This is a genomic window from Streptomyces sp. NTD91 (assembly GCF_059510455.1).
Genome location: NZ_JCAJZW010000008.1, coordinates 201,148 through 219,234, shown reverse-complemented (window position 1 = coordinate 219,234; position 18,087 = coordinate 201,148). Strand labels below are relative to the sequence as shown.

At 73.0% G+C, this 18,087-nt stretch carries 15 protein-coding genes and 3 pseudogenes; 11 read left to right on the top strand and 7 right to left on the bottom strand.

All coding sequences use genetic code 11. The annotated features are described in order from the left end of the window. Nucleotides 1-102: 102 nt before the first annotated feature. Nucleotides 103-1,026, top strand: coding sequence for an NADP-dependent oxidoreductase (locus AC5WRT_RS12455; protein WP_496093121.1), 924 nt, complete (start codon nt 103-105; stop codon nt 1,024-1,026). 3 nt (nt 1,027-1,029) lie between these two features. On the opposite strand, the pseudogene AC5WRT_RS12450 reads toward AC5WRT_RS12455, so the two are convergent. Continuing rightward, a pseudogene (locus AC5WRT_RS12450) lies at nt 1,030-1,904 on the bottom strand (MoxR family ATPase); the annotation flags it as partial. A 221-nt stretch (nt 1,905-2,125) separates the two neighbouring features. Between AC5WRT_RS12450 and AC5WRT_RS12445 the strand changes: the two are divergent. After that, nucleotides 2,126-2,965 carry a putative protein N(5)-glutamine methyltransferase gene (locus tag AC5WRT_RS12445; RefSeq protein ID WP_496093122.1) on the top strand — a complete coding sequence of 280 codons (840 nt, stop codon included), beginning with the start codon at nt 2,126-2,128 and terminating at the stop codon, nt 2,963-2,965. Between the two features lie 15 nt (nt 2,966-2,980). Here the strand turns inward: AC5WRT_RS12445 and AC5WRT_RS12440 are convergent, their stop codons facing one another. Beyond that, nucleotides 2,981-5,059: a SpoIIE family protein phosphatase gene (locus tag AC5WRT_RS12440; RefSeq protein ID WP_496100227.1), complete on the bottom strand. Its 2,079-nt coding sequence runs from the start codon at nt 5,057-5,059 to the stop codon at nt 2,981-2,983. A 313-nt stretch (nt 5,060-5,372) separates the two neighbouring features. Between AC5WRT_RS12440 and AC5WRT_RS12435 the strand changes: the two genes are divergently transcribed. The 5 genes and pseudogenes from AC5WRT_RS12435 to AC5WRT_RS12415 all read left to right on the top strand — a co-directional run bounded on the left by AC5WRT_RS12435 (nt 5,373) and on the right by AC5WRT_RS12415 (nt 9,944). Then, entirely contained in the window at nt 5,373-6,254 is an 882-nt protein-coding gene (locus AC5WRT_RS12435; RefSeq protein WP_496093124.1) for a hypothetical protein, read from the top strand. Nucleotides 6,255-6,358: 104 nt separating this feature from the next. Continuing rightward, the gene (locus tag AC5WRT_RS12430) at nt 6,359-6,727 is read left to right on the top strand and encodes a hypothetical protein (protein ID WP_496093125.1); all 369 of its coding nucleotides are present in this window, start codon (nt 6,359-6,361) and stop codon (nt 6,725-6,727) included. A gap of 92 nt (nt 6,728-6,819) precedes the next feature. After that, nucleotides 6,820-7,044 (top strand): annotated as a pseudogene (locus AC5WRT_RS12425) (hypothetical protein); the annotation flags it as partial. A 307-nt stretch (nt 7,045-7,351) separates the two neighbouring features. Then, on the top strand, nt 7,352-9,367 hold the full coding sequence (locus AC5WRT_RS12420; RefSeq protein WP_496100226.1) for an oxidoreductase: 2,016 nt from the start codon (nt 7,352-7,354) through the stop codon (nt 9,365-9,367). A 31-nt stretch (nt 9,368-9,398) separates the two neighbouring features. Then, nucleotides 9,399-9,944 (top strand): PadR family transcriptional regulator, encoded by a 546-nt coding sequence (locus tag AC5WRT_RS12415; RefSeq protein ID WP_496093127.1) that lies wholly within the window; start codon nt 9,399-9,401, stop codon nt 9,942-9,944. A 15-nt stretch (nt 9,945-9,959) separates the two neighbouring features. On the opposite strand, the gene AC5WRT_RS12410 is transcribed toward AC5WRT_RS12415, so the two are convergent. Beyond that, entirely contained in the window at nt 9,960-10,499 is a 540-nt protein-coding gene (locus AC5WRT_RS12410) for a hypothetical protein (RefSeq protein ID WP_496093128.1), read from the bottom strand. A gap of 999 nt (nt 10,500-11,498) precedes the next feature. Here AC5WRT_RS12410 and AC5WRT_RS12405 point away from each other — a divergent pair. Then, entirely contained in the window at nt 11,499-12,200 is a 702-nt protein-coding gene (locus tag AC5WRT_RS12405; protein ID WP_496100225.1) for a glycoside hydrolase family 75 protein, read from the top strand. A gap of 21 nt (nt 12,201-12,221) precedes the next feature. Here the strand turns inward: AC5WRT_RS12405 and AC5WRT_RS12400 are convergent, their stop codons facing one another. The 3 genes from AC5WRT_RS12400 to dhaK all read right to left on the bottom strand — a co-directional run bounded on the left by AC5WRT_RS12400 (nt 12,222) and on the right by dhaK (nt 14,294). Then, a complete protein-coding gene (locus AC5WRT_RS12400) occupies nt 12,222-12,632 on the bottom strand; it encodes a PTS-dependent dihydroxyacetone kinase phosphotransferase subunit DhaM (protein ID WP_496100224.1) in 411 nt (136 codons plus the stop codon). After that, nucleotides 12,629-13,234 carry a dihydroxyacetone kinase subunit DhaL gene (gene dhaL, locus AC5WRT_RS12395; protein WP_496100223.1) on the bottom strand — a complete coding sequence of 202 codons (606 nt, stop codon included), beginning with the start codon at nt 13,232-13,234 and terminating at the stop codon, nt 12,629-12,631. Before dhaL ends, AC5WRT_RS12400 begins: the two co-directional genes overlap by 4 nt. 67 nt (nt 13,235-13,301) lie before the next feature. Beyond that, nucleotides 13,302-14,294, bottom strand: a complete 993-nt coding sequence (dhaK, locus tag AC5WRT_RS12390; RefSeq protein ID WP_496093132.1) for a dihydroxyacetone kinase subunit DhaK — start codon at nt 14,292-14,294, stop codon at nt 13,302-13,304. Between the two features lie 451 nt (nt 14,295-14,745). Here dhaK and AC5WRT_RS12385 point away from each other — a divergent pair. The 3 genes and pseudogenes from AC5WRT_RS12385 to AC5WRT_RS12375 all read left to right on the top strand — a co-directional run. After that, nucleotides 14,746-15,069: pseudogene (locus AC5WRT_RS12385) on the top strand (transposase); the annotation flags it as partial. A 294-nt stretch (nt 15,070-15,363) separates the two neighbouring features. After that, nucleotides 15,364-16,323, top strand: a complete 960-nt coding sequence (locus AC5WRT_RS12380; protein WP_496100222.1) for a glutaminase domain-containing protein — start codon at nt 15,364-15,366, stop codon at nt 16,321-16,323. Nucleotides 16,324-16,702: 379 nt separating this feature from the next. Continuing rightward, nucleotides 16,703-17,041, top strand: a complete 339-nt coding sequence (locus AC5WRT_RS12375; RefSeq protein WP_496093134.1) for a DUF3040 domain-containing protein — start codon at nt 16,703-16,705, stop codon at nt 17,039-17,041. Nucleotides 17,042-17,419: 378 nt separating this feature from the next. Here the strand turns inward: AC5WRT_RS12375 and AC5WRT_RS12370 are convergent, their stop codons facing one another. After that, complete coding sequence (locus AC5WRT_RS12370; RefSeq protein WP_496093135.1) at nt 17,420-17,983, bottom strand: hemerythrin domain-containing protein; 564 nt, start codon at nt 17,981-17,983, stop codon at nt 17,420-17,422. Nucleotides 17,984-18,087: the final 104 nt, after the last annotated feature.

The following is an 18,087-nucleotide window of genomic DNA, read 5'->3' as shown; positions in this document are numbered from 1 at the left end:
AACTCTTTCGGGCCGTGGGAAGAGCCCCGCGGCGCTTCTCCTTTGCGCTCGGTGCCGCCACCGGTACACCGGTGGCGGCACCGAGAGAAGAGAGGGAAGAGCATGCCCAAGGCGTATGTCTACACGCGGCACGGAGGACCGGAGACCGAGGCACTGGTCGACCTGGACCGCCCGCGCCCGGGTCCCGGCGAGATCCTGGTCGCGGTCCGCGCGGCAGGCGTCAATCCGGTCGACTGGAAGCTGCGGGAGGGCTTCCGCCGCCCCGGCGACGGCGAGCCGGTCTTTCCGCGGGTCTTCGGCAGCGAGGCCGCGGGCGTCGTGCAGGAGGCCGGTCCCGGGGTCACCGGGTTCGCGCCCGGCGACGAGGTGTTCGGCGACACCGCCCACGGCGGCTACGCGCAGTACGCCCTGCTGTCCGCCGCCGTGACCGCGCACAAGCCCGCCGGGGTGTCCTTCCGTGACGCCGCCACCCTGCCGGTCGCCGCCGCCACCGCCTACGACGGCGTCCGCCAGCTCGACCTGTCCGGCGGCGCGACCCTGCTGGTGACGGGCGCGGGCGGCGGCGTCGGCAGCGCGGCCGTGCAGATCGCCCGCGCCTTCGGGCTGCACGTCGTGGGTGTGGCGAGCGAGGGCAAGCGGGCCTTCGTGGAGCTGCTCGGCGCCGTGCACGTGGCCTCGGGGCCGGATCTCGCCGACCGGGTGCGGGCCGCCGCACCGGACGGGATCGACGGGGTGTACGACCTGGTGGGCGGCGCGGTACTCGACGAGACCGCCGAGCTCCTGAAGGACCGGAGCAAGCTGGTGGCCGCGGGATCACCGCAGCAGACCGTCGCCGCGCTGGGCGGCTCCCCGGTCCGGCGGGCCCGTACCGTCGCGGTCCTGGAGGCGGTGGCCGATCTCGCCGTGCGCGGCGCCCTGAAGCCGCACGTCACCCGCGTCTTCCCGCTGGAGCAGGCCGGCCAGGCGCTGCGCACGGTCGAGGAGGGGCACGCCGCCGGCAAGATCGTGATCGAGATGGCCGAGTGAGCCTCATACCCGGTCCGGGCGCCCGTCCTCGGCAGCCCCGGTCGCGCACGGCACACGGGAGCGTGGCGGACCAGCGTTAACGACCCCGGTGAGCCGTTCGATCACCGGCGGTACGTCCCAGTCGTCCCTGCGCAGGGCGGCCAGGGTCGTCGCCGGGACCACCACGACGTCGGGCGCGCCCGTCTCCACGGCCCGCACCAGCAACGCCCAGGCCGCGTCCCAGCGGGCCCGCTCCGGGCGCCCCCGGACCGCGGCCACCACCCCGTCCAGCACGGCCTGCCACAGATCCCCGCGCTCGGGCAGTTCGGCACCCGCCGGGTCGGCGAGCAGCGTCTCGGGGTCGGGCAGGTCCATCCGGTCCAGACTCGCCAGCAGTTCGAGCCCGGGACCGTCCCCGACGGTGCCCCGCACCAGCAGCGACAGCACGCTCCGCGAGGACCCGGCGGCGGTCGCGAAGGCGATCAGCCGCAGGGTGGCCTCCCAGCTGCGGGGCGACGGCCACGCGCCGCCCCGGCGGCTCTCCCCGTTCGGCAGCCGGTGGACGAGCCCGGGCCGGGCGACGAGGAACCCGCACACCGCGCGCCGGGCGTAGGCGACGGCCTCGGACAGTCGCTCCGGGTCGAGCCGGGGCAGGGTCGCCCGCGGCACTTCCCGCCGAGCCCCCGTACGACGACGTCGTGGTCGTGGACCCACCGCAGGTGCACGAACCGGTTGGCCAGCGGCGGGCTCAGCTCCCAGCCGTCGGCCGCCGAGGAGCGGGGGTTGGCGGCGGTCACGATCCGCACCCCGGGCGGCAGCCGCAGCGCGCCGATCCGCCGCTCCAGCACGAGCCGGAGCAGCGCCGCCTGCACTGCCGGGGGAGCGGTGGACAGCTCGTCCGTCACCGCGCCACGCGTTTTCCCCGCGCGAAACCCCGGGTGCGCCCTGGGGTATGGTGGCCGTCCGGTCGCGCAGGTGCGCGGCCCGGAGTGCCGAGGAGGTGGGACCCATCACCGCTGTGCCATCGGGGATGCTCCCCCTTCGTGACGGCGCGGTGCACCAGCACCGGTGACCGCGGGAGCGCCCTCAAGTCCCGCGCTCCGAAAGGCTTTCGGCCTCCATGCCTGTTTCTGGTCCCCCCTCCTTCCCTGCCGCTGTCGTCGCCGCGTTGCGCGCAGCGGGGTGCGTCTTCGCCGAGGAGGAGGCGGAGTTGATCCTCGCCACCGCGCGCACCGAGGACGAGGTGTCCTCGATGGTGGACCGGCGTGCCGCCGGGTTCCCGCTCGAACAGGTCCTCGGCTGGGCCCGGTTCCACGGCCTGCGGGTCGTGCTGGAACCGGGGGTGTTCGTCCCCCGCCGCCGTACCGAGTTCCTGGTCGACCAGGCGTTGGCCCAGGCGCCGCACGCGCGGGTGGTCGTGGACCTGTGCTGCGGATCCGGGGCGCTCGGCGCGGCCCTCGCCGCCGCTCTGGGCGAGGCCGAGGTGCACGCCGCCGACATCGACCCGGCCGCCGTACGGTGTGCGCGCCGCAACCTCGCCGCCTTCACCGGCCGGGCCCATCAGGGCGACCTCTACGACGCCCTGCCCGCCGCACTGCGCGGTCGCGTCGGCATCCTCACCGCGAACGTGCCGTACGTCCCGACCGCCGAACTGCCCCTGCTGCCGGCCGAGGCCCGCGACCACGAACCGCGCGCCGCCCTGGACGGCGGCGCGGACGGCCTGGACGTCCTGCGCCGAGTGGCCGCGGGGGCGCCGGAGTGGCTCACGCCGGGCGGCTGCCTGCTGTCCGAGACCGGCGAACACCAGGCACGGGCCGCCCTGCAGGCCTTCAGGGCCGCCGGCCTGACGACCCGCCTGGCGGTGTCGGAGGAACTCTCCGCGCACGTGGTGATCGGCGTACGGCCCCAGGGGCCGCCGGTCGGCGGCCCCTGCCCCGCGGTGGAGAACACGCCCCGCTGAGCCGGACGAAGCCGGCTACGGCAGTTCCTGCGCGCGGGCGATCAGCAGGGCGACGTCGTCGTGGTTGTCGGGGTGGTGCAGGGTGCGCAGGAGGAAGTCGCAGGTCTCCTCCAGGGGCCGGGCCGGGTCGTCGAGCAGGGACAGCATGAACTCCAGGCGTTCGTCGAGGGAGTGGCAGCGGGTCTCCACCAGCCCGTCGGTGTAGAACACCAGCTCGTCGTCGGGGGCGAGGTCCACGGTGACGGTGGAGAACGGGATCCCGCCCACCCCCAGCGGCACCCCGGTGGGCAGATCGAGCAGTTCCGGCGGCCGGCCCGCACGGACCCGGGCCGGCGGCAGATGGCCCGCGTTGGCGATCCGGCACTGCCGCAGATGCGGGTCGTGGACGGCGTACACGCACGTCGCGATCGAGTGGTCCAGGGCCGAGGTCGTCTTGTCCAGGTGTTCCAGCAGCAGCGCCGGGTCGAGGTCCAGCGCGGCCAGCGTGGTGGTCGCCGTACGCAGCTGGCCCATGGTCGCGGCCGCGCTGAGCCCGCTGCCCATCACGTCGCCCACCACGAGCGCGGTCTTGCCGCCCTCCAGCGGGATGACGTCGAACCAGTCGCCGCCGACCTCGGTGGTGGCCCCGGCGGGCTGGTAGCGGGAGGCCACCTCCAGGCCGGTGGTCACCGGCGGACGGCTCGGCAGCAGACTGCGCTGCAGGGTGAGGGCGGTGTTGCGGGCGTTCTGGTACCAGCGCGCGTTGTCGATCTGCACGGCCGCGCGGGCTGCCAGTTCCCGGGCGAGCAGCACGTCGTCCTCGTCGAACGGCGCCGGATTGCGGGTGCGTTTGAGGTCCAGGGCGCCCAGCACCTCGCCGCGCGCGATCAGCGGCACCGCGAGGTAGGAGTGGAGCCCGGCGCGGCCCAGCAGTTCGGCCGCCTCGGGGGAGCGGGCGATGCGCGGCAGGTCCGCGTCCTTCACCTGCGGCACCAGCACCACCTCGCCCGAGCGTACGCACTCGGTGATCAGGCGGTCGGGGGCGTACCGGGCGACCCGGCCGGGCTGGTCCGCCGCCCGTACGGCGTCCGAGCCGTCCTGCGGGCGCACCGCGAGCGCCCGGATCACCGCCGCCTCCGACGGACCGAGCGTGCTGCGCCGGTCCCCCACCACCGAGTCCAACAGGTCCACCGCGGCCACGTCGGCGAGTTCGGGCACGGCCACCTCGGCCAGCTCGCAGGCGGTGCGGTCCAGCTCGAGCGTCGTACCGATGCGGGCGGAGGCGTCGGCGACGACGGCGAGCCGGCGCCGGGCGGTCTCGGCCTCCACCGAGGCCCGGTGCTGCTCGGTGACGTCGACCACCGTGACGGCGACGCCGAGCACGTTGCCCATGGCGTCCTCGAGCCGGTACAGCGAGTGGGCCCAGGTGCGGTCCTCGTCCGGGTTGGCCGGGGTACGGCCGACCGTCGTGTCGTCGATCACGGGTACGCCGGTCTCCAGCACCCGGCGGGCGGCGGCCTCGATGCCGCCGGATTCCAGCATCGGCAGCACCTCGCGCAGCGTCCGTCCGATGTGCTCGGCGGCCGGCAGGCCGTTGATCTTCTCCAGGGCCGGGTTGACCGAGACGAACCGCAGCCGGGTGTCCAGCACGGCGTAGCCGATCGGCGATTGCTTCACCATCCGCTCGGACAGTGCGACGTCCTGCTCCAGCCGCCGTACGGTCGACTGGTCGGCGGCGAGTCCGAGGGCGTACACCGCGCCGTGGTCGTCCAGCAGCCGCATGTTGCGGAACTCCACCACACGGGTGCTGCCGTCCTTGTGCCGGATGGGAAAGCCGCCGGCCCAGCTCTGCCCGGTGCGCATCACATCGGCGAAGAGTTTGCCGACCAGCTCGAAGTGCCGTTCGTGGACCATGAGCCGGGCCGCGTACTCGCCGAGCGCTTCGGCGGCGGTGTAGCCGAACAGCTCCTCGGCCTGCGGGCTCCACAGCACGATGCGCCCGGTGGAGTCCAGCACCACCGACGCCACGCGCAGCACGTCGAGCAGGCCGCCAGGCCGCACCGGTCCGCGCACGGGTTCGCCGCCCTCCGCCGCCGGAGCCTCGGCTGCACTCATGCCATGCACCGCCTTCGCCCGTCTGCACGGCACGACGTCCCCCGTGCCGACTCCCCTTGATCCACTGCGCTCACACCCGACTCTCCGGCGCCTTCGCCGGTTACCTCCACCATCTCTCACCACAGCGGTGCACGTCCGCCGAAGCCGGCACGCCGGGGGCGCCCTCCTGTCCCGGACATCCTGCACGCCTCGCGCGCGGACCGGGAGGGTTCGCGTTCATGTTGCTGCATTGGCCTGTACATGACCACCGCGCCACGCCAGACTGTCCGCCGACCGAGTGTTCCCACCCCCCACCCCGTCCGAGGAGTCGGCCATGCCCGCGTCCGCCCGGCCACGTCGTCACGCAGTACTCGCCGGACTCGTCACCCTCGCCACCGCCGCCGTCATGTCCCTGTCCGTGCCCGGGCCCGCCGCCGCGGCCGACACCTGGACGGAGATCGGCTCCGACCACGCCCGCGCGCTGGACGAGAGCCAGGGACTGACCTCCGTCGAGGTCCCGGCGGACAGCCCCAACCGGTACACCGGTATCGGCACCATTCCCATCAGCGTCTCCGGTCGCGGCTGGAATCACGTCGGGGACCCCGACGCCTCGTACAACGGCTACTACATCGAGCCCTACCAGCGGGACTCCGGCAACTCGAAGATGTACCGCGTGCAGGCGCCCGACGGCACCTGGTCGGAGTACGTTCACACGCTCGGCCCCGGCGAGGCCCTGAACAACTCCTGGGACGCGATCTCGCCCGACGGGCAGTGGATGCTGTCGGGCGAATGGGGCACGATGAACCGCCTGCTGGTCTTCCCGACCCCCGGCGTCAACCCGTCGACCTCGCCCTCCGCGAACCTCCCGCAGGTCTCCACGGTCGACCTCGACCACCCCGTCCGCGACGTCCAGGGCTGTGACTTCTCCGGTCCCACGACCCTGCTGTGCTCCTCGGACGACCCGGACGGGAGCCTTTTCGGCATCACCAAGCCGCTGCTCCAGATCGATCTGTCGGCCCAGCCGAGCGGTTCCTCGGACGTCACCGGCCATGTCACCGCCTTGCGTCAGCTGCCGCTGCGCAGTTCCTGCTCGGGAACCTTCGAGGTGGAGGGCATCGACTACGACCGCCGCACCGGGACCCTGCGCGTGATCGTGATGTCGCCCGGCTTCTGCGTCCTGACCGACAGCAAGACGTACCGGTTCGCCCGCGGCTGAGCCCGCCGGGGGTGTGCCGGCCGGCAGGTGGTGCTTTCCTGAGGATGGAAGCGGTTCGGCGGGGTACCCCGTTCCACCGCGGCGCGCCACGAAAGGAGCGATCAATGGCACACACGGAGCGGTCGCACCCGGAAACCGTCTCGGTGGAGATCAGCGGTTCCAAGGAGGACGCCCGCATCGTCTTCGACGCGCTGAGCCACTGCTTCGCGTCCGACCGGGGCGCGGACGAGATCCCTCAGCAGCTCCACGAGGTTCGGCCGATGGTGTGGCTCGGCACCTACGACGTGACGGACACCCGGGCGCCGTGCCCGCCGGTCCACCTCGACGCGGCTGTCCAGGCGGACGTCCAGGGCGGCTACTGGGCCGTGGACCGGTTCCGGCACACCCTGGACTCGATTTTCAGCGTCGAGGAGACCTGCACGGCCTCCGGCGACCAGGAACGGGATCTCCACCTGCGGCTGCGCAGCCGCTGACCCCGTTTCGGGATCACGTGTGCCGTCCCGGGACGTCGGTGACACGCGGGCTGGGTGCTTGAACAGCTGAGGGCCTTCTGGGTTCGGTGTGGATTGCGAAGTCTGCACCGACGTCCGGAAGGCCCTCGTGTCCCACCGGGAACGCCCCGCTGACTCCGACCGGCAGGCTGCGTCCTGCCCGGTGTGCCGTGGACGACGGCCGGCCCCTGCGGAGGGGCGCGGAACGCTTCCAGGTCGGCCACACCACCGCAGCCCGCTGGGCGAGCCGCTACCGCCAGCTGGGCGAGGCCGGATGGTCGCCGTGCCGTGCGGCGCCGGTGACGCCGTCGTGGCCGGTCGGCACCGGGAAGCGGTGATCGGGCGGGGCGCCCGGCGTCTGCACAAGGGCGTCGTGGACCGCCCGGCCGAGCACGTCGAGCCGGGGCGGGGCCGGTGCCGGGCGTGTCGATCCGGACCAGGGGCAGGGGAGGCGTGCATTCCGGGCGGTCCGTGTCGCGTTCCACGATGTACATACCAGTAAGTACAGAGTGGTAGGTGTCACCCTCCGCAATTCTGCAACTAGTTGCACAAAGGCTCGGGCGTCCTCTACAACAAGAGGCGACGACACCGCGCACGGAGGGCCCGATGAGCCGTTACCCGCATCTGATGACCCCGCTCGACCTGGGCTTCACCACGCTGCCCAACCGCGTGCTGATGGGCTCCATGCACGTCGGCCTGGAGGAGACCGAGGGCGGCTTCGAGCGGATGGCGGCGTTCTACGCGGCCCGCGCCCGCGGCGGCGTGGGCCTCATTGTCACCGGCGGCATCGCGCCCAACGACGAGGGGCGGCCGTACGAGGGCGGCGCCAGGCTCACCACCGAGGCGGAGGCCGAGCAGCACCGGGTCGTCACCGAGGCCGTGCACCGCGAAGGCGGCCGGATCGCGATGCAGGTCCTGCACTTCGGGCGGTACGCCTACCACCAGGACCTGGTCGCGCCCAGCCCGCTGCAGGCGCCGATCAGCCCCTTCGTGCCGCGCGAGCTGACCGACGCGGACGTCGAGCGGACCATCGACGACTACGCCCGCGCCGCCCGGCTCGCCCGGATCGCCGGCTACGACGGCGTGGAGATCATGGGCTCCGAGGGCTACCTCGTCAACGAGTTCATCGCCCGCCGGACCAACCGGCGCACGGACCGCTGGGGCGGTTCCTACGAGAACCGGACGCGGTTCCCCGTCGAGATCGTCAAGCGGGTCCGCGAGGCCGTCGGCGAGGACTTCATCGTCATCTACCGGCTCTCCATGCTGGACCTGGTCCCGGACGGCTCCTCCCTGGACGAGGTGATCACCCTCGCCAAGGCGGTCGAGGCCGCCGGAGCGACGATCATCAACACCGGCATCGGCTGGCACGAGGCCCGCATCCCGACCATCGCCACCTCCGTGCCGCGCGGCGCCTACACCTGGGTCACCAAGAAGCTCATGGGCGAGGTGTCCGTGCCGCTGGTGACCACCAACCGCATCAACACCCCCGACCTGGCAGAGGAGTTGCTGGCCGACGGCTGTGCGGACATGGTCTCCGTGGCCCGTCCGATGCTCGCCGACCCCGACTTCGTCGCCAAGGCCGCCGCCGGTACCCCCGAGGCCATCAACACCTGCATCGGCTGCAACCAGGCCTGCCTCGACCACACCTTCAGCGGGCAGATCACCTCCTGCCTGGTCAACCCTCGTGCCTGCCACGAGACCGAGCTGGTGCTCGCCCCGACCCGGCTGAAGAAGCGCGTCGCCGTCGTCGGCGCCGGCCCGGCCGGCCTCGCCTGCGCGGTCGGCGCCGCCGAACGCGGCCACGACGTCACCCTCTTCGACGCCGCCGGCGAGATCGGCGGCCAGCTCAACGTGGCCCGCAGGGTGCCGGGCAAGCAGGAGTTCGACGAGACCCTGCGCTACTTCCGCCACCAGCTCGACGCGCACGGCGTCGACGTACGCCTCGGCAGCTGGGTCACCGCCGAGACCGTGGAGGACTACGACGAGGTGGTCGTCGCCACCGGCGTCACCCCGCGCGTCCCGGACATCCCCGGCGTCGACCACCCACGTGTCCTCGGCTACCTGGACGTCCTTCGCGACGGCGCCCCCGTCGGCGAGCGGGTCGCCGTCCTCGGCGCCGGAGGCATCGGCTTCGACGTCGCGGAGTTCCTCACCGACGGCGGCGACAAGGCGAGCGAGGACCCCGCGACGTACTTCCGTGCCTGGGGCGTCGACATGGACTACCGGGCGCCGGGCGGCCTCGCCGCGCCGCAGCGTCCCGCCCCGCCCCGCCAGGTCCACCTGCTCCAGCGCAAGACCACCAAGGTCGGCGCCGGCCTCGGCAGGACCACCGGCTGGATCCACCGCACCGAGCTCAAGCACCGCGGCGTCACCATGGTCCCCGGCGTACGCTACGACCGGATCGACGACGCGGGCCTGCACATCACCGTGGGCGAGGAGAGCACGGTCCTGGAGGTCGACACCGTGGTGCTGTGCACCGGCCAGGAGCCGCGCCGAGAGCTGTACGAGGAGCTGGCCGCCGCCGGGCGCAGCGTCCATCTGATCGGCGGCGCCGACGTCGCGGCCGAACTGGACGCCAAGCGGGCCATCAAGCAGGGCACGGAGCTGGCGGCGGCGCTGTAGGACGCCTCCAGGCGATCTCTAGGATGAGGCCATGTCACTCCCGCACGCGATCCTCACCGCACTGCTGGAAAAGCCGTCGTCGGGACTGGAACTGACCCGCCGGTTCGACAAGTCGATCGGCTACTTCTGGTCCGCGACGCACCAGCAGATCTATCGCGAGCTGGGCAGGCTGGAGGCCGACGGCCTCATCCGCGCCCTGCCGGCCGAGGCGCCGGCCCGCGGGCAGAAGAAGAGCTACGAGGTCCTGCCCGCGGGCCGTGCCGAACTCGCCCGCTGGACCGCCGCCGCGCAGGACCCCAAACCGATGCGGGACGCCCTGCTGCTCCGGCTGCGCGCCGCGGCGGTCGTCGGCACGGCCGGCCTGGAGGCGGACCTGTGCCGCCATCTGGAGCTGCACCGGCGGCAGTTGGCCGAGTACCAGGAGATCGAGAAGCGCGACTTCCCGCAGGACCGGGACGCCCCGCAGGACCGGCTGCGCCACCTCGTGCTGCGGGCCGGCATCGAGGTGGAGACCTTCTGGACCCAGTGGCTCACCCACGCGCTGGCGGAGTTGGCCGAACTGCCCGAGAGCGGCTGAGCCCGGTGCGGTGACTCACAGCCGGTACGGCTTGGCGCGCCGGCGCAGGTACCGGACCGTGGCGACGACCCCGGTGCCCACCAGGGCCGCGCCGACGCCCAGCGTCAGCCGGCCGTGGTCCCGCGCGGCTCCGGCCAGACCGCCCAGCATGCCCCGGGAGGGTGTCGGTGAGGGCTTCGGGGAGGCCGTCGGTCGCGAGCCGGACGAGACGGTCACCGGCTGGGCTCCCGCCGCGGCGCCGTTGGAGCAGACCACGACCACGGTGTACGTCCCCGGACCCACCCCCTTCCAGGTCGCGGACTGGCTGCCGGCCGTGCCCGTCAGGGCCGCCTGCCGGCCCTGGGCGAAGTTGGCCTGCTTGCCGGGGAGCAGGGCAGCTCGGCCCCAGCTGCCGTTGATCTCGGAGCATCCGCTGGTGACCACCGAGACGGTGGATCCGGTGGTGCGCACGGAGATGCCCGAGGCCGCGGCGGACGGCCCGGCGAGGGCGACCGGGAGCGCGGCGGCGGCCGCCAGGGCCTGACCGGAGCGGAGAAGGAGTCGCGAGGTGTGCATGGGCTGGCCTTTCGGGGGGCACGGTCGGCGGCACGTCCCATGCGCCGCCGGGGGCCGGGAGACGTCCGTGCTGTCTGGTCAGCAGCCAACGCGGGTCGGGGGGCGGGCGCACCCGGGGCGCGGCCGGGCGGGTGGCCGCGGCGCCTGTTCGTGTGCCGGGATTCTGCGCGTGGGCGGGTGCGGGTCGTCCTTGGCCGGTCGTGCCGTTCCCCGCGCCCGCTCGGGTGGCTGCCCCCAGGGTGTGGGAATGTGCGGCTCTCTCAGGTGCCCCTCGTCGTGCGTTCAGGGGAGCAGCCGCCCCATGTGCCGTCCGGGAGCCTTGCCCGCAGTCGTGCGCGGTGACGCACTTCGGCGGTGCGGCCGGCGTGGAGGCTGCGGCGCGAGCGGCCGCGCCGGGGTGCCCCCCGGACCAGTGAGACCGCCGTGCCGGCACGAGCGGCCACGGAACGCGTCGCGCGGGCCCGTGCCTCCCCCCGGGAAGCCGGCACGAGCCCGTCACGTAAAGGTCCGGACCAATATGGCGGGGCAGGTGCGACACGGGCAGGAGGGCGGCGGGGAGCCCCTCCTGGTTCCTGTGGGGGACACCCGCGGCGCCAGGCAGGTGACCGAGGACGGTCCAGGTGAGTGACCGCGGCGGGGCCCGCGTTGGTGGCCGGCCCCTGCGGTTACGTATGCTGAGACTCCCTACGGCTGAACTCCCGGCAGGAGCAGGGAAGTTCATGCCTGTGGCGCGGACATGCTGTCGTCGCCGATCCCGCGCCGACACGGGCGGCCCGGGGATCCGGACCCGCCTCGGCCCGGATCCCCCCGGCCCCTGTTGTCGCGGTCGCCGCCTTCTCTCGGCGATGTCCCTCACGGGGAGTCAGAAGCGTGCTCCATCCGGCCCCTCGGAGGTGCGGCCGGGGCGGCCGTGGGTGCGGACCCGCACCAAAGTGTGCTCGACGTGCGGGCTCCAGGGGCTCGACGTCCGCCCCGTCCCCGACGAGAGGGTCCCTCACCGTGCTTGTCCCGTTGCTGACGCCGGCCATGATCGGCGCCGCCCTGCTCACCCCGGCCACGCTGCCCGACCCGGCCGTCGCCGTCCCGCCGCGGGCACACCCCGCGGCCCACGGCGAGGGCGCCGTCGCCGCCGGCGACCTGCTGGCCCGGCTGGGCGAGTGCCGCCGGATCTCCCACGGCCGGTACCGCACCGACGCGGGCCGCCCCGCGACCGTGCCCGTCTGCGACACCAGGGACGCCGTCTACTGGCAGGCCGACCTGGACGTCGACTGCGACGGACGGCCCACCACCCGCTGCAACCGCCGCAGCGACCCGCAGTTCGCCCCCACGACCGCCTATCAGCAGTCCGACGGCCGCCAACTGAACGCCGCCGCCCTGCCCTACATCGTCGTCCCGGCCCCGAGCCGCATCTGGAACCCCGGCGAGCACGGCGTGCGGGGCGGTTCCGTCGCCGCCGTGATCTACCGGGACCGGGTGCAGTACGCCGTGGTGGGCGACACCGGTCCGCGCGACATCATCGGCGAGGCGTCCTACGCCACCGCCCGTGGTCTCGGCATCGGGGCAGACCCGCGCGTCGGCGGAACACCCTCCGGTGTCACCTACGTCGTCTTCAAGGACTCCCGGGTGGACCGCATCCAGGACCACGCGGCGGCGGTGGCCGCGGGAACGCGGCTGGCCAGGCTGTTCGTCGCGAACGGATGACAGTCCGGCCCCGCGGCCGCGTCACACCTTGCGGTATCCGTACGCCTCCTTCGCCGCGGCCTCCACCGCGTCCAGACCGGCGCCCGTGGCGGCGGTGACCACCGCCGCCACCGCGCCCTCCACGAACGGGGCGTCCACCAGCCTGGTCCCGTCCGGCAGTTCGTCGCCCTCGGCGATCAACGCCTTCACGGTGAGCACGGCACTGCCGAGATCGGTGAGCACCGCCACCCCGGCACCCCGGTCGACCGAGGCCGCCGCGGCGGAGATCAGCTCCGCGCTGGTGCCGAGCCCGCCGTCCTCGGTGCCGCCGGCCGGGGCCACCGGCACGGAGGGCGCCCCGCCCGCCAGGCCCCTCGCCAGTTCGGCGACCGAGGCGGCCACCTCCGCGCTGTGCGACACCAGCACGATCCCGACCACCTTCCCGTCGCTCACCGGCCCCCCTCCGCCGCCTGTTGCAGCGCGGCGACGAGCAGTGCCGAGGACGTCGCCCCCGGATCCTGGTGGCCGATGCTGCGTTCGCCGAGATAACTCGCCCGGCCCTTGCGGGCCTGCAGCGGAGTGGTGGCCACCGCACCCTCCTCGGCGGCGGCCCGCGCGGCCGCGAAGCCGTCGCCGAGCGCGTCCACGGCCGGTACCAGAGCGTCGATCATGGTCTTGTCGCCCGGGGCGGCGCCGCCGAGCGTCATCACCCCTTCCACGCCCGCGCGCAGCGCCTCGGCCAGCTGCTCCTCGCCGACCTCGGCGGCATCGCCCAGCGCCTTGCCGGTACGGCGCAGCAGAGTGCCGTACAGCGGCCCGGACGCGCCACCGACCGTGGAGATGAGCTGCCGCCCGGCCAGGACCAGGACGGCGCCCGGGGTGTCCGGCGCCTCCTTCTCCAGGGCGGTCCGTACGGCCGTGAAGCCGCGCTGCAGATTGCTGCCGTGGTCGGCGTCGCCGATGGCCGAGTCGAGGGCGGTGAGCCGATCCGCCTCGCGGTTCACGGACGCGGCGGCCGCCGCCATCCAGCGGCGGAAGAAGTCGGCGTCGAGCACTGGATCTCCTTGCGTGGTAGGGGTGTCGACCGGCGTGCTGGGGGTGATGGTCGCCTCGTCCGCCGCATCACATCCCCCACCGCAGCGCGGGAGTCCGCACCGGCGCGTCCCACAGGCGCAGCAGTTCCTCGTCGGCCTGGCAGAGCGTCACCGAGGCGCCCGCCATGTCCAGGGAGGTGACGTAGTTGCCGACGAGCGTGCGGGCCACCGCGATCCCGCGCTCGCGAAGCACCCGCTGCACCTCGGCGTTGAAGCCGTACAGTTCCAGCAGCGGGGTGGCGCCCATGCCGTTGACCAGCACCAGCACGGGGCTGCGCGGCGGCATGTCCTCCAGGATCGCGTTCACCGCGAAGTCGGCGATCTCCCCGGAGGTCATCATGGGGCGCCGCTCGCGGCCCGGCTCGCCGTGGATGCCGATGCCCAACTCCAGCTCACCCTCCGGCAGTTCGAAGGTCGGGGAACCCTTCGCGGGCGTCGTGCAGGCGCTGAGCGCGACACCGAAACTCCGGGAGTTCTCGTTCACCTGACGCCCGATGGACTCGACCCGCTCCAACGGCTGCCCCTCGGCCGCCGCGGCGCCCGCGATCTTCTCCACGAACAGCGTCGCACCGGTACCGCGCCGGCCGGCGGTGTAGAGGCTGTCGGTGACCGCCACGTCGTCGTTGACGAGCACCTTGGCGACCTGGATGCCCTCGTCCTCGGCCAGTTCGGCCGCCATGTCGAAGTTGAGCACGTCGCCGGTGTAGTTCTTCACGACGAACAGCACGCCGGTGCCGCTGTCCACGGCCGCCGCGGCACGCGCCATCTGGTCCGGTACCGGTGAGGTGAACACCTCTCCGGGGCAGGCGGCCGAGAGCATGCCCGGGCCGACGAACCCGCCGTGCAGCGGCTCGTGCCCCGACCCGCCACCGGACACCAGCGCGACCTGCCCGGCCACCGGAGCGTCCCGGCGGACGATCACCCGGTGCTCCACGTCGACGTTCAGGTCCGGATACGCCGCCGCCATCCCGCGCAGCGCGTCCGCCACGACGGTCTCCGGTACGTTGATCAGCATCCTCATGGGTGTCTCCTCGCGAGCTTAGCACTTGGGCTCAGTACCTGCGTCCTCGCAGGTCATCGATGGTGAGGGCGGTCTTTGATCCGGGTGTTCCGTTGCGGTCCGGGGCGGGTCGTGGCGGGTGTGTCGCCGGCTTCATCCTGACTCGGTGACGGGGTGTCAGGTGGTGCGGCCGTCCGAGGGAGGGGCCGCCTGTCCCGTCTATGGGCAGTATCGACCTTGCGGCAGCGAAGGTCACCTGCGACGGTGTGGCTTTACGGTTCGCGGCGGTCTGTCGGCCCGCCTGCGGGGTGCCGCCGCGGGGTGGCGGCGACCCCACCGCGCGGCACCCGGCGAGAGGCCCCGGAACCCTTCTCGGGGATGCTGTTGGTTAATCCGGGGCCTCGCGTGACGTCGGCCTTCAAGACCCGGTTGTGGTCCTGAAGGCCGACGTTGTCGTATGGGGTGGGTGTCGATGTCGTTGCAGCCGAAGGGGTCTGGGGAGATCCCGGCGGAGACGGTGCGGGTGGCGCGGGCCGCGTTCCCGAAGGGGAGCCCGGCGATCCGGGTGAGGGACGAGTTGGGTCCGCTGTTCACCGACGAGGAGTTCGCGGACCTTTCCCCGGTGCGAGGCAAGCCCGCCTGGTCACCGGGTCGTCTCGCGCTGGTACTGGTGTTGCAGTTCCTCGAAGGACTCACCGACCGGCAGGCCGCGGAGGCGGTCCGGGCCCGGATCGACTTCAAGTACGCCCTCGGCCTGTCGCTGGACGATCCGGGGTTCGACTTCTCGGTGCTGTCGGTGCTGTCGGTGCTGTCGGTGCTGTCGGTGCACCCAGCGGGCGTTCGGGTCGTCGGGCAGCTTCGTAGTCGGACGCGGTGCGGTCGACGTACTCCGAGTACCACACGCCGTACGCCCACGGGGCAGGAGCGCGGGAGGCCCTTCCATGGCCGCCGGTGGAAGCCGTCGGGGCCGCCGTGCAGCGCGTGGTCGCGGTCGGTGGCGGTACACGGTGGGTCACTCCGCCGAGGGTGAACTCGCCGTGGGCGATGCGGTTGCCGTGGCGCCCGATGAGCGCGCCTGCGGTGGACCGGCGTGGCCGGCGCCGGTCTGCTGCCCGGCCTCGCGCAGAGCGCGCAGGCCGCTTCCCCACCGGCGCAGGAGACGGCCACCCCGGCATCCTCCGACGGCAACGTCTCGACCATCGACGTGACCTATCCGGCGACGCCTGTGTTCCTCTACCTGGACCCGCAGTACCTCGGCCTGATCCTCGAACCGCTCTTCGACTGCCCGGAGAACGGCGGCCGGCCCGAGAAGTTCGCAGAACACGACCTCGGCTCCAGCTACCCCGACGCGAGCGGGCACAACGACGGCAACGAAGAGGACATGCCGGTCGAGGAGTCCGCCAACATGCTGCTGATGACCGCCGCCCACCTGGCGCGCAGCAGCGCCGCCACGGCCCACTCCTTCGCCGCCGCGTACTACACGATGCTCAAGCAGTGGGCCGACTACCTGGTCGACAACGCCCTCGACCCGGACTACCGGAACCAGACCGACGACTTCACCGGCTTCATCGCGCACAGCGCGAACCTCGCCCTGAAGGGCATCCTGGCCATCGGCGCCATGGGGAAGATCGCGACCGCGGCAGGAAACTCCTCCGACGCCGACCACTGCGCCGGCATCGCCCGCGACTACATCGGCCAGTGGGTGGACAAGGCCCAGGACACCGACAAGGACCACCTCAGGCTGGCCCACGACCGGCCCGGCACCTGGAGCCTGAAGTACAACGGCTACCCCGACGTGCTGCTCGGGCTCAACCTCGTACCGAGCGAGGTGGCCCGGAAGGAGGACGACTGGGAGATGTGGACGGCCGGGTGGCTGCACGACCACCCGGTCAGCGACCTGCTGATCTCCACGCTCTACCGGTTCGCGAACACCTCTCCCTCGCGGGCACCGTTCACCGGCTGGTACGACACCATGACGAACACCCAGAACGGCTTCCAGGCCCGCCCGGTGGTCGGCGGCGCCTTCGCCCTGCTGAGCCTGAGCCACTGACGGCCCCGCACGGAACGGTGCCGGCGGTGGTCCTTCCCTCTGCCGGCACCGGCGCCGCTACCGCGCCTCGGCTCAGGCCGGGAGGCCGGCCGACGCAACCGGAACCGAACCGTTCGGGCGGCGGCAGTGGTTGGGCGCGCCAGGCTCCCCCCATGGCCCAGCAGACAGGCCAGGAAGGTGAGACACCTGTCCTCGCGCTGCGGATCGAATCCCACCGGGCCATGAGTTCCTCGTCGGCGGAGGGCGTCCGCCGTGGTGCCGGATCCTGTGGCAGGCTCGGGCCGTCCGGGCGGGTCCGGTTCCGTATCGGGCGGGCCGCTCGGGGGAACTCGGCTCTGTGCGGGTGCAAGCCGCCGACCGCAAAGGAGGTGCCGTTGCCGTGGACGACTGGGACATGTGGGAGACGCACGACGAGGCACGGCTGTCGCCACGCGAACGGATCGCACTCGTGCAGATCGAGACGGAGCTCCGGCAGGACCGCCGGTTCGCGCGCCGGATGGGCGGCACGCGGCGGGAGGCGTGGCTGCCGGTGGCGGTGCTGCTGCTCGCCATCGCCTCGGCGTTCGTCGCCGTCATGGGCGTACGTACCTCGGACCCCGCACTGCTGTGGTGCTTCGCCCTGCTCTGGCCGCTGACGCTCGTCCAGACCTTCCGACTCCTGTGCCGAACCGTACGGCGCCGTGCCCACTGCGGAGACTCCACGCGGCCCTGGCTCTGACCGGCGGGGACCGTCGGTGTCGGGGCGCGAGTCGGCGCCTGCGCGGTGCTGGTCACCAGCGAGCGGCGTACCCGGGGCTCCTCGAGCGACGAGAGACGAGACCTCCCACGGCTCCCACGAGACCTCCCACGGCTCCATGGCAACGAGGCCTGCCACGGCTCCACGGCCGTGACAGGCGCGTGACCGGGCATCAGTGGGACGTCGCGGCGCCGGGACGAGGCCGGGCGAAGGCTGCACAGGGGCCGATCCCGGCGCGCTCCGCCGACCGGTCGAACCCGGACCGCTCCGCCCCGAACCAGGACCGCCCCGTCCGACACGGGCTTGACCAGGCCGCCCGGACGCTCCGGTGTCCAGCCCCGCACCCCGCCGCCTCGGCTCTCAGCTGTGCTTCCCGCGTCCGGTCAGCGCGTCGCGCATGCGGTCGACCAGGCCGGCTCCGGGCGCCAGCAGCTTGTTGGCCGGGGGAGTGTCCGGTGCCGACGGGTGCGGCCGGGTCGGGGCCGTCTTCTTCGCGCGGCGCACCTTGTCGCCCAGGTCCATCAGCGCCTCGGCGGGGCAGGCGGCCTCCAGCTGAGGGAAGAGGTTCTGCTCCTCGTCCACGATGTGCGACCGAATCTCGCCCATCAGCTGGGCCATGAGGGAGTCGAACTGCGGATCGTCAGCCTCGCAGCTCTCCAGATCCTTCATGATCTGCTCGGCCTTGGCGTGGTCCTCGAGCTCCTTGTCGGCCAGGGCGTCCCCGCCCGTCAGGTGCCGGCGCACCGCCGGGTACAGATAGGCCTCTTCCGCGACCGAGTGCCGTACCAGCTCGATCGTGGCCTCGTCGGCGAGATTCTTGCGGTCCTTGGAACCGGGCGGCAGCGCCTCGACACGCCCGAAGATCTCCTCGACCTCGCGGTGATCGGTGGTCAGCTCCTGGATGACATTTCCGCCGTGACCCATGTCGTACCTCCTGCGAGACATCGCGGCGGCCCCTGGCGGCCTGCCGTCGTCGCCGCGTCGAGTGCCCCGAGCAGGCGGCGGTACACCGCCCGCCGGCGCCGGTC

Bases quoted from the DNA above. Each gene is read 5' to 3' on its own strand.
- AC5WRT_RS12455 (WP_496093121.1), top strand. From the start codon at position 103: ATGCCCAAGGCGTATGTCTACACGCGGCACGGAGGACCGGAGACCGAG.
- AC5WRT_RS12445 (WP_496093122.1), top strand. From the start codon at position 2,126: ATGCCTGTTTCTGGTCCCCCCTCCTTCCCTGCCGCTGTCGTCGCCGCG.
- AC5WRT_RS12440 (WP_496100227.1), bottom strand. From the start codon at position 5,059: ATGAGTGCAGCCGAGGCTCCGGCGGCGGAGGGCGGCGAACCCGTGCGC.
- AC5WRT_RS12435 (WP_496093124.1), top strand. From the start codon at position 5,373: ATGCCCGCGTCCGCCCGGCCACGTCGTCACGCAGTACTCGCCGGACTC.
- AC5WRT_RS12430 (WP_496093125.1), top strand. From the start codon at position 6,359: ATGGCACACACGGAGCGGTCGCACCCGGAAACCGTCTCGGTGGAGATC.
- AC5WRT_RS12420 (WP_496100226.1), top strand. From the start codon at position 7,352: ATGAGCCGTTACCCGCATCTGATGACCCCGCTCGACCTGGGCTTCACC.
- AC5WRT_RS12415 (WP_496093127.1), top strand. From the start codon at position 9,399: ATGTCACTCCCGCACGCGATCCTCACCGCACTGCTGGAAAAGCCGTCG.
- AC5WRT_RS12410 (WP_496093128.1), bottom strand. From the start codon at position 10,499: ATGCACACCTCGCGACTCCTTCTCCGCTCCGGTCAGGCCCTGGCGGCC.
- dhaK (WP_496093132.1), bottom strand. From the start codon at position 14,294: ATGAGGATGCTGATCAACGTACCGGAGACCGTCGTGGCGGACGCGCTG.
- AC5WRT_RS12370 (WP_496093135.1), bottom strand. From the start codon at position 17,983: ATGGGTCACGGCGGAAATGTCATCCAGGAGCTGACCACCGATCACCGC.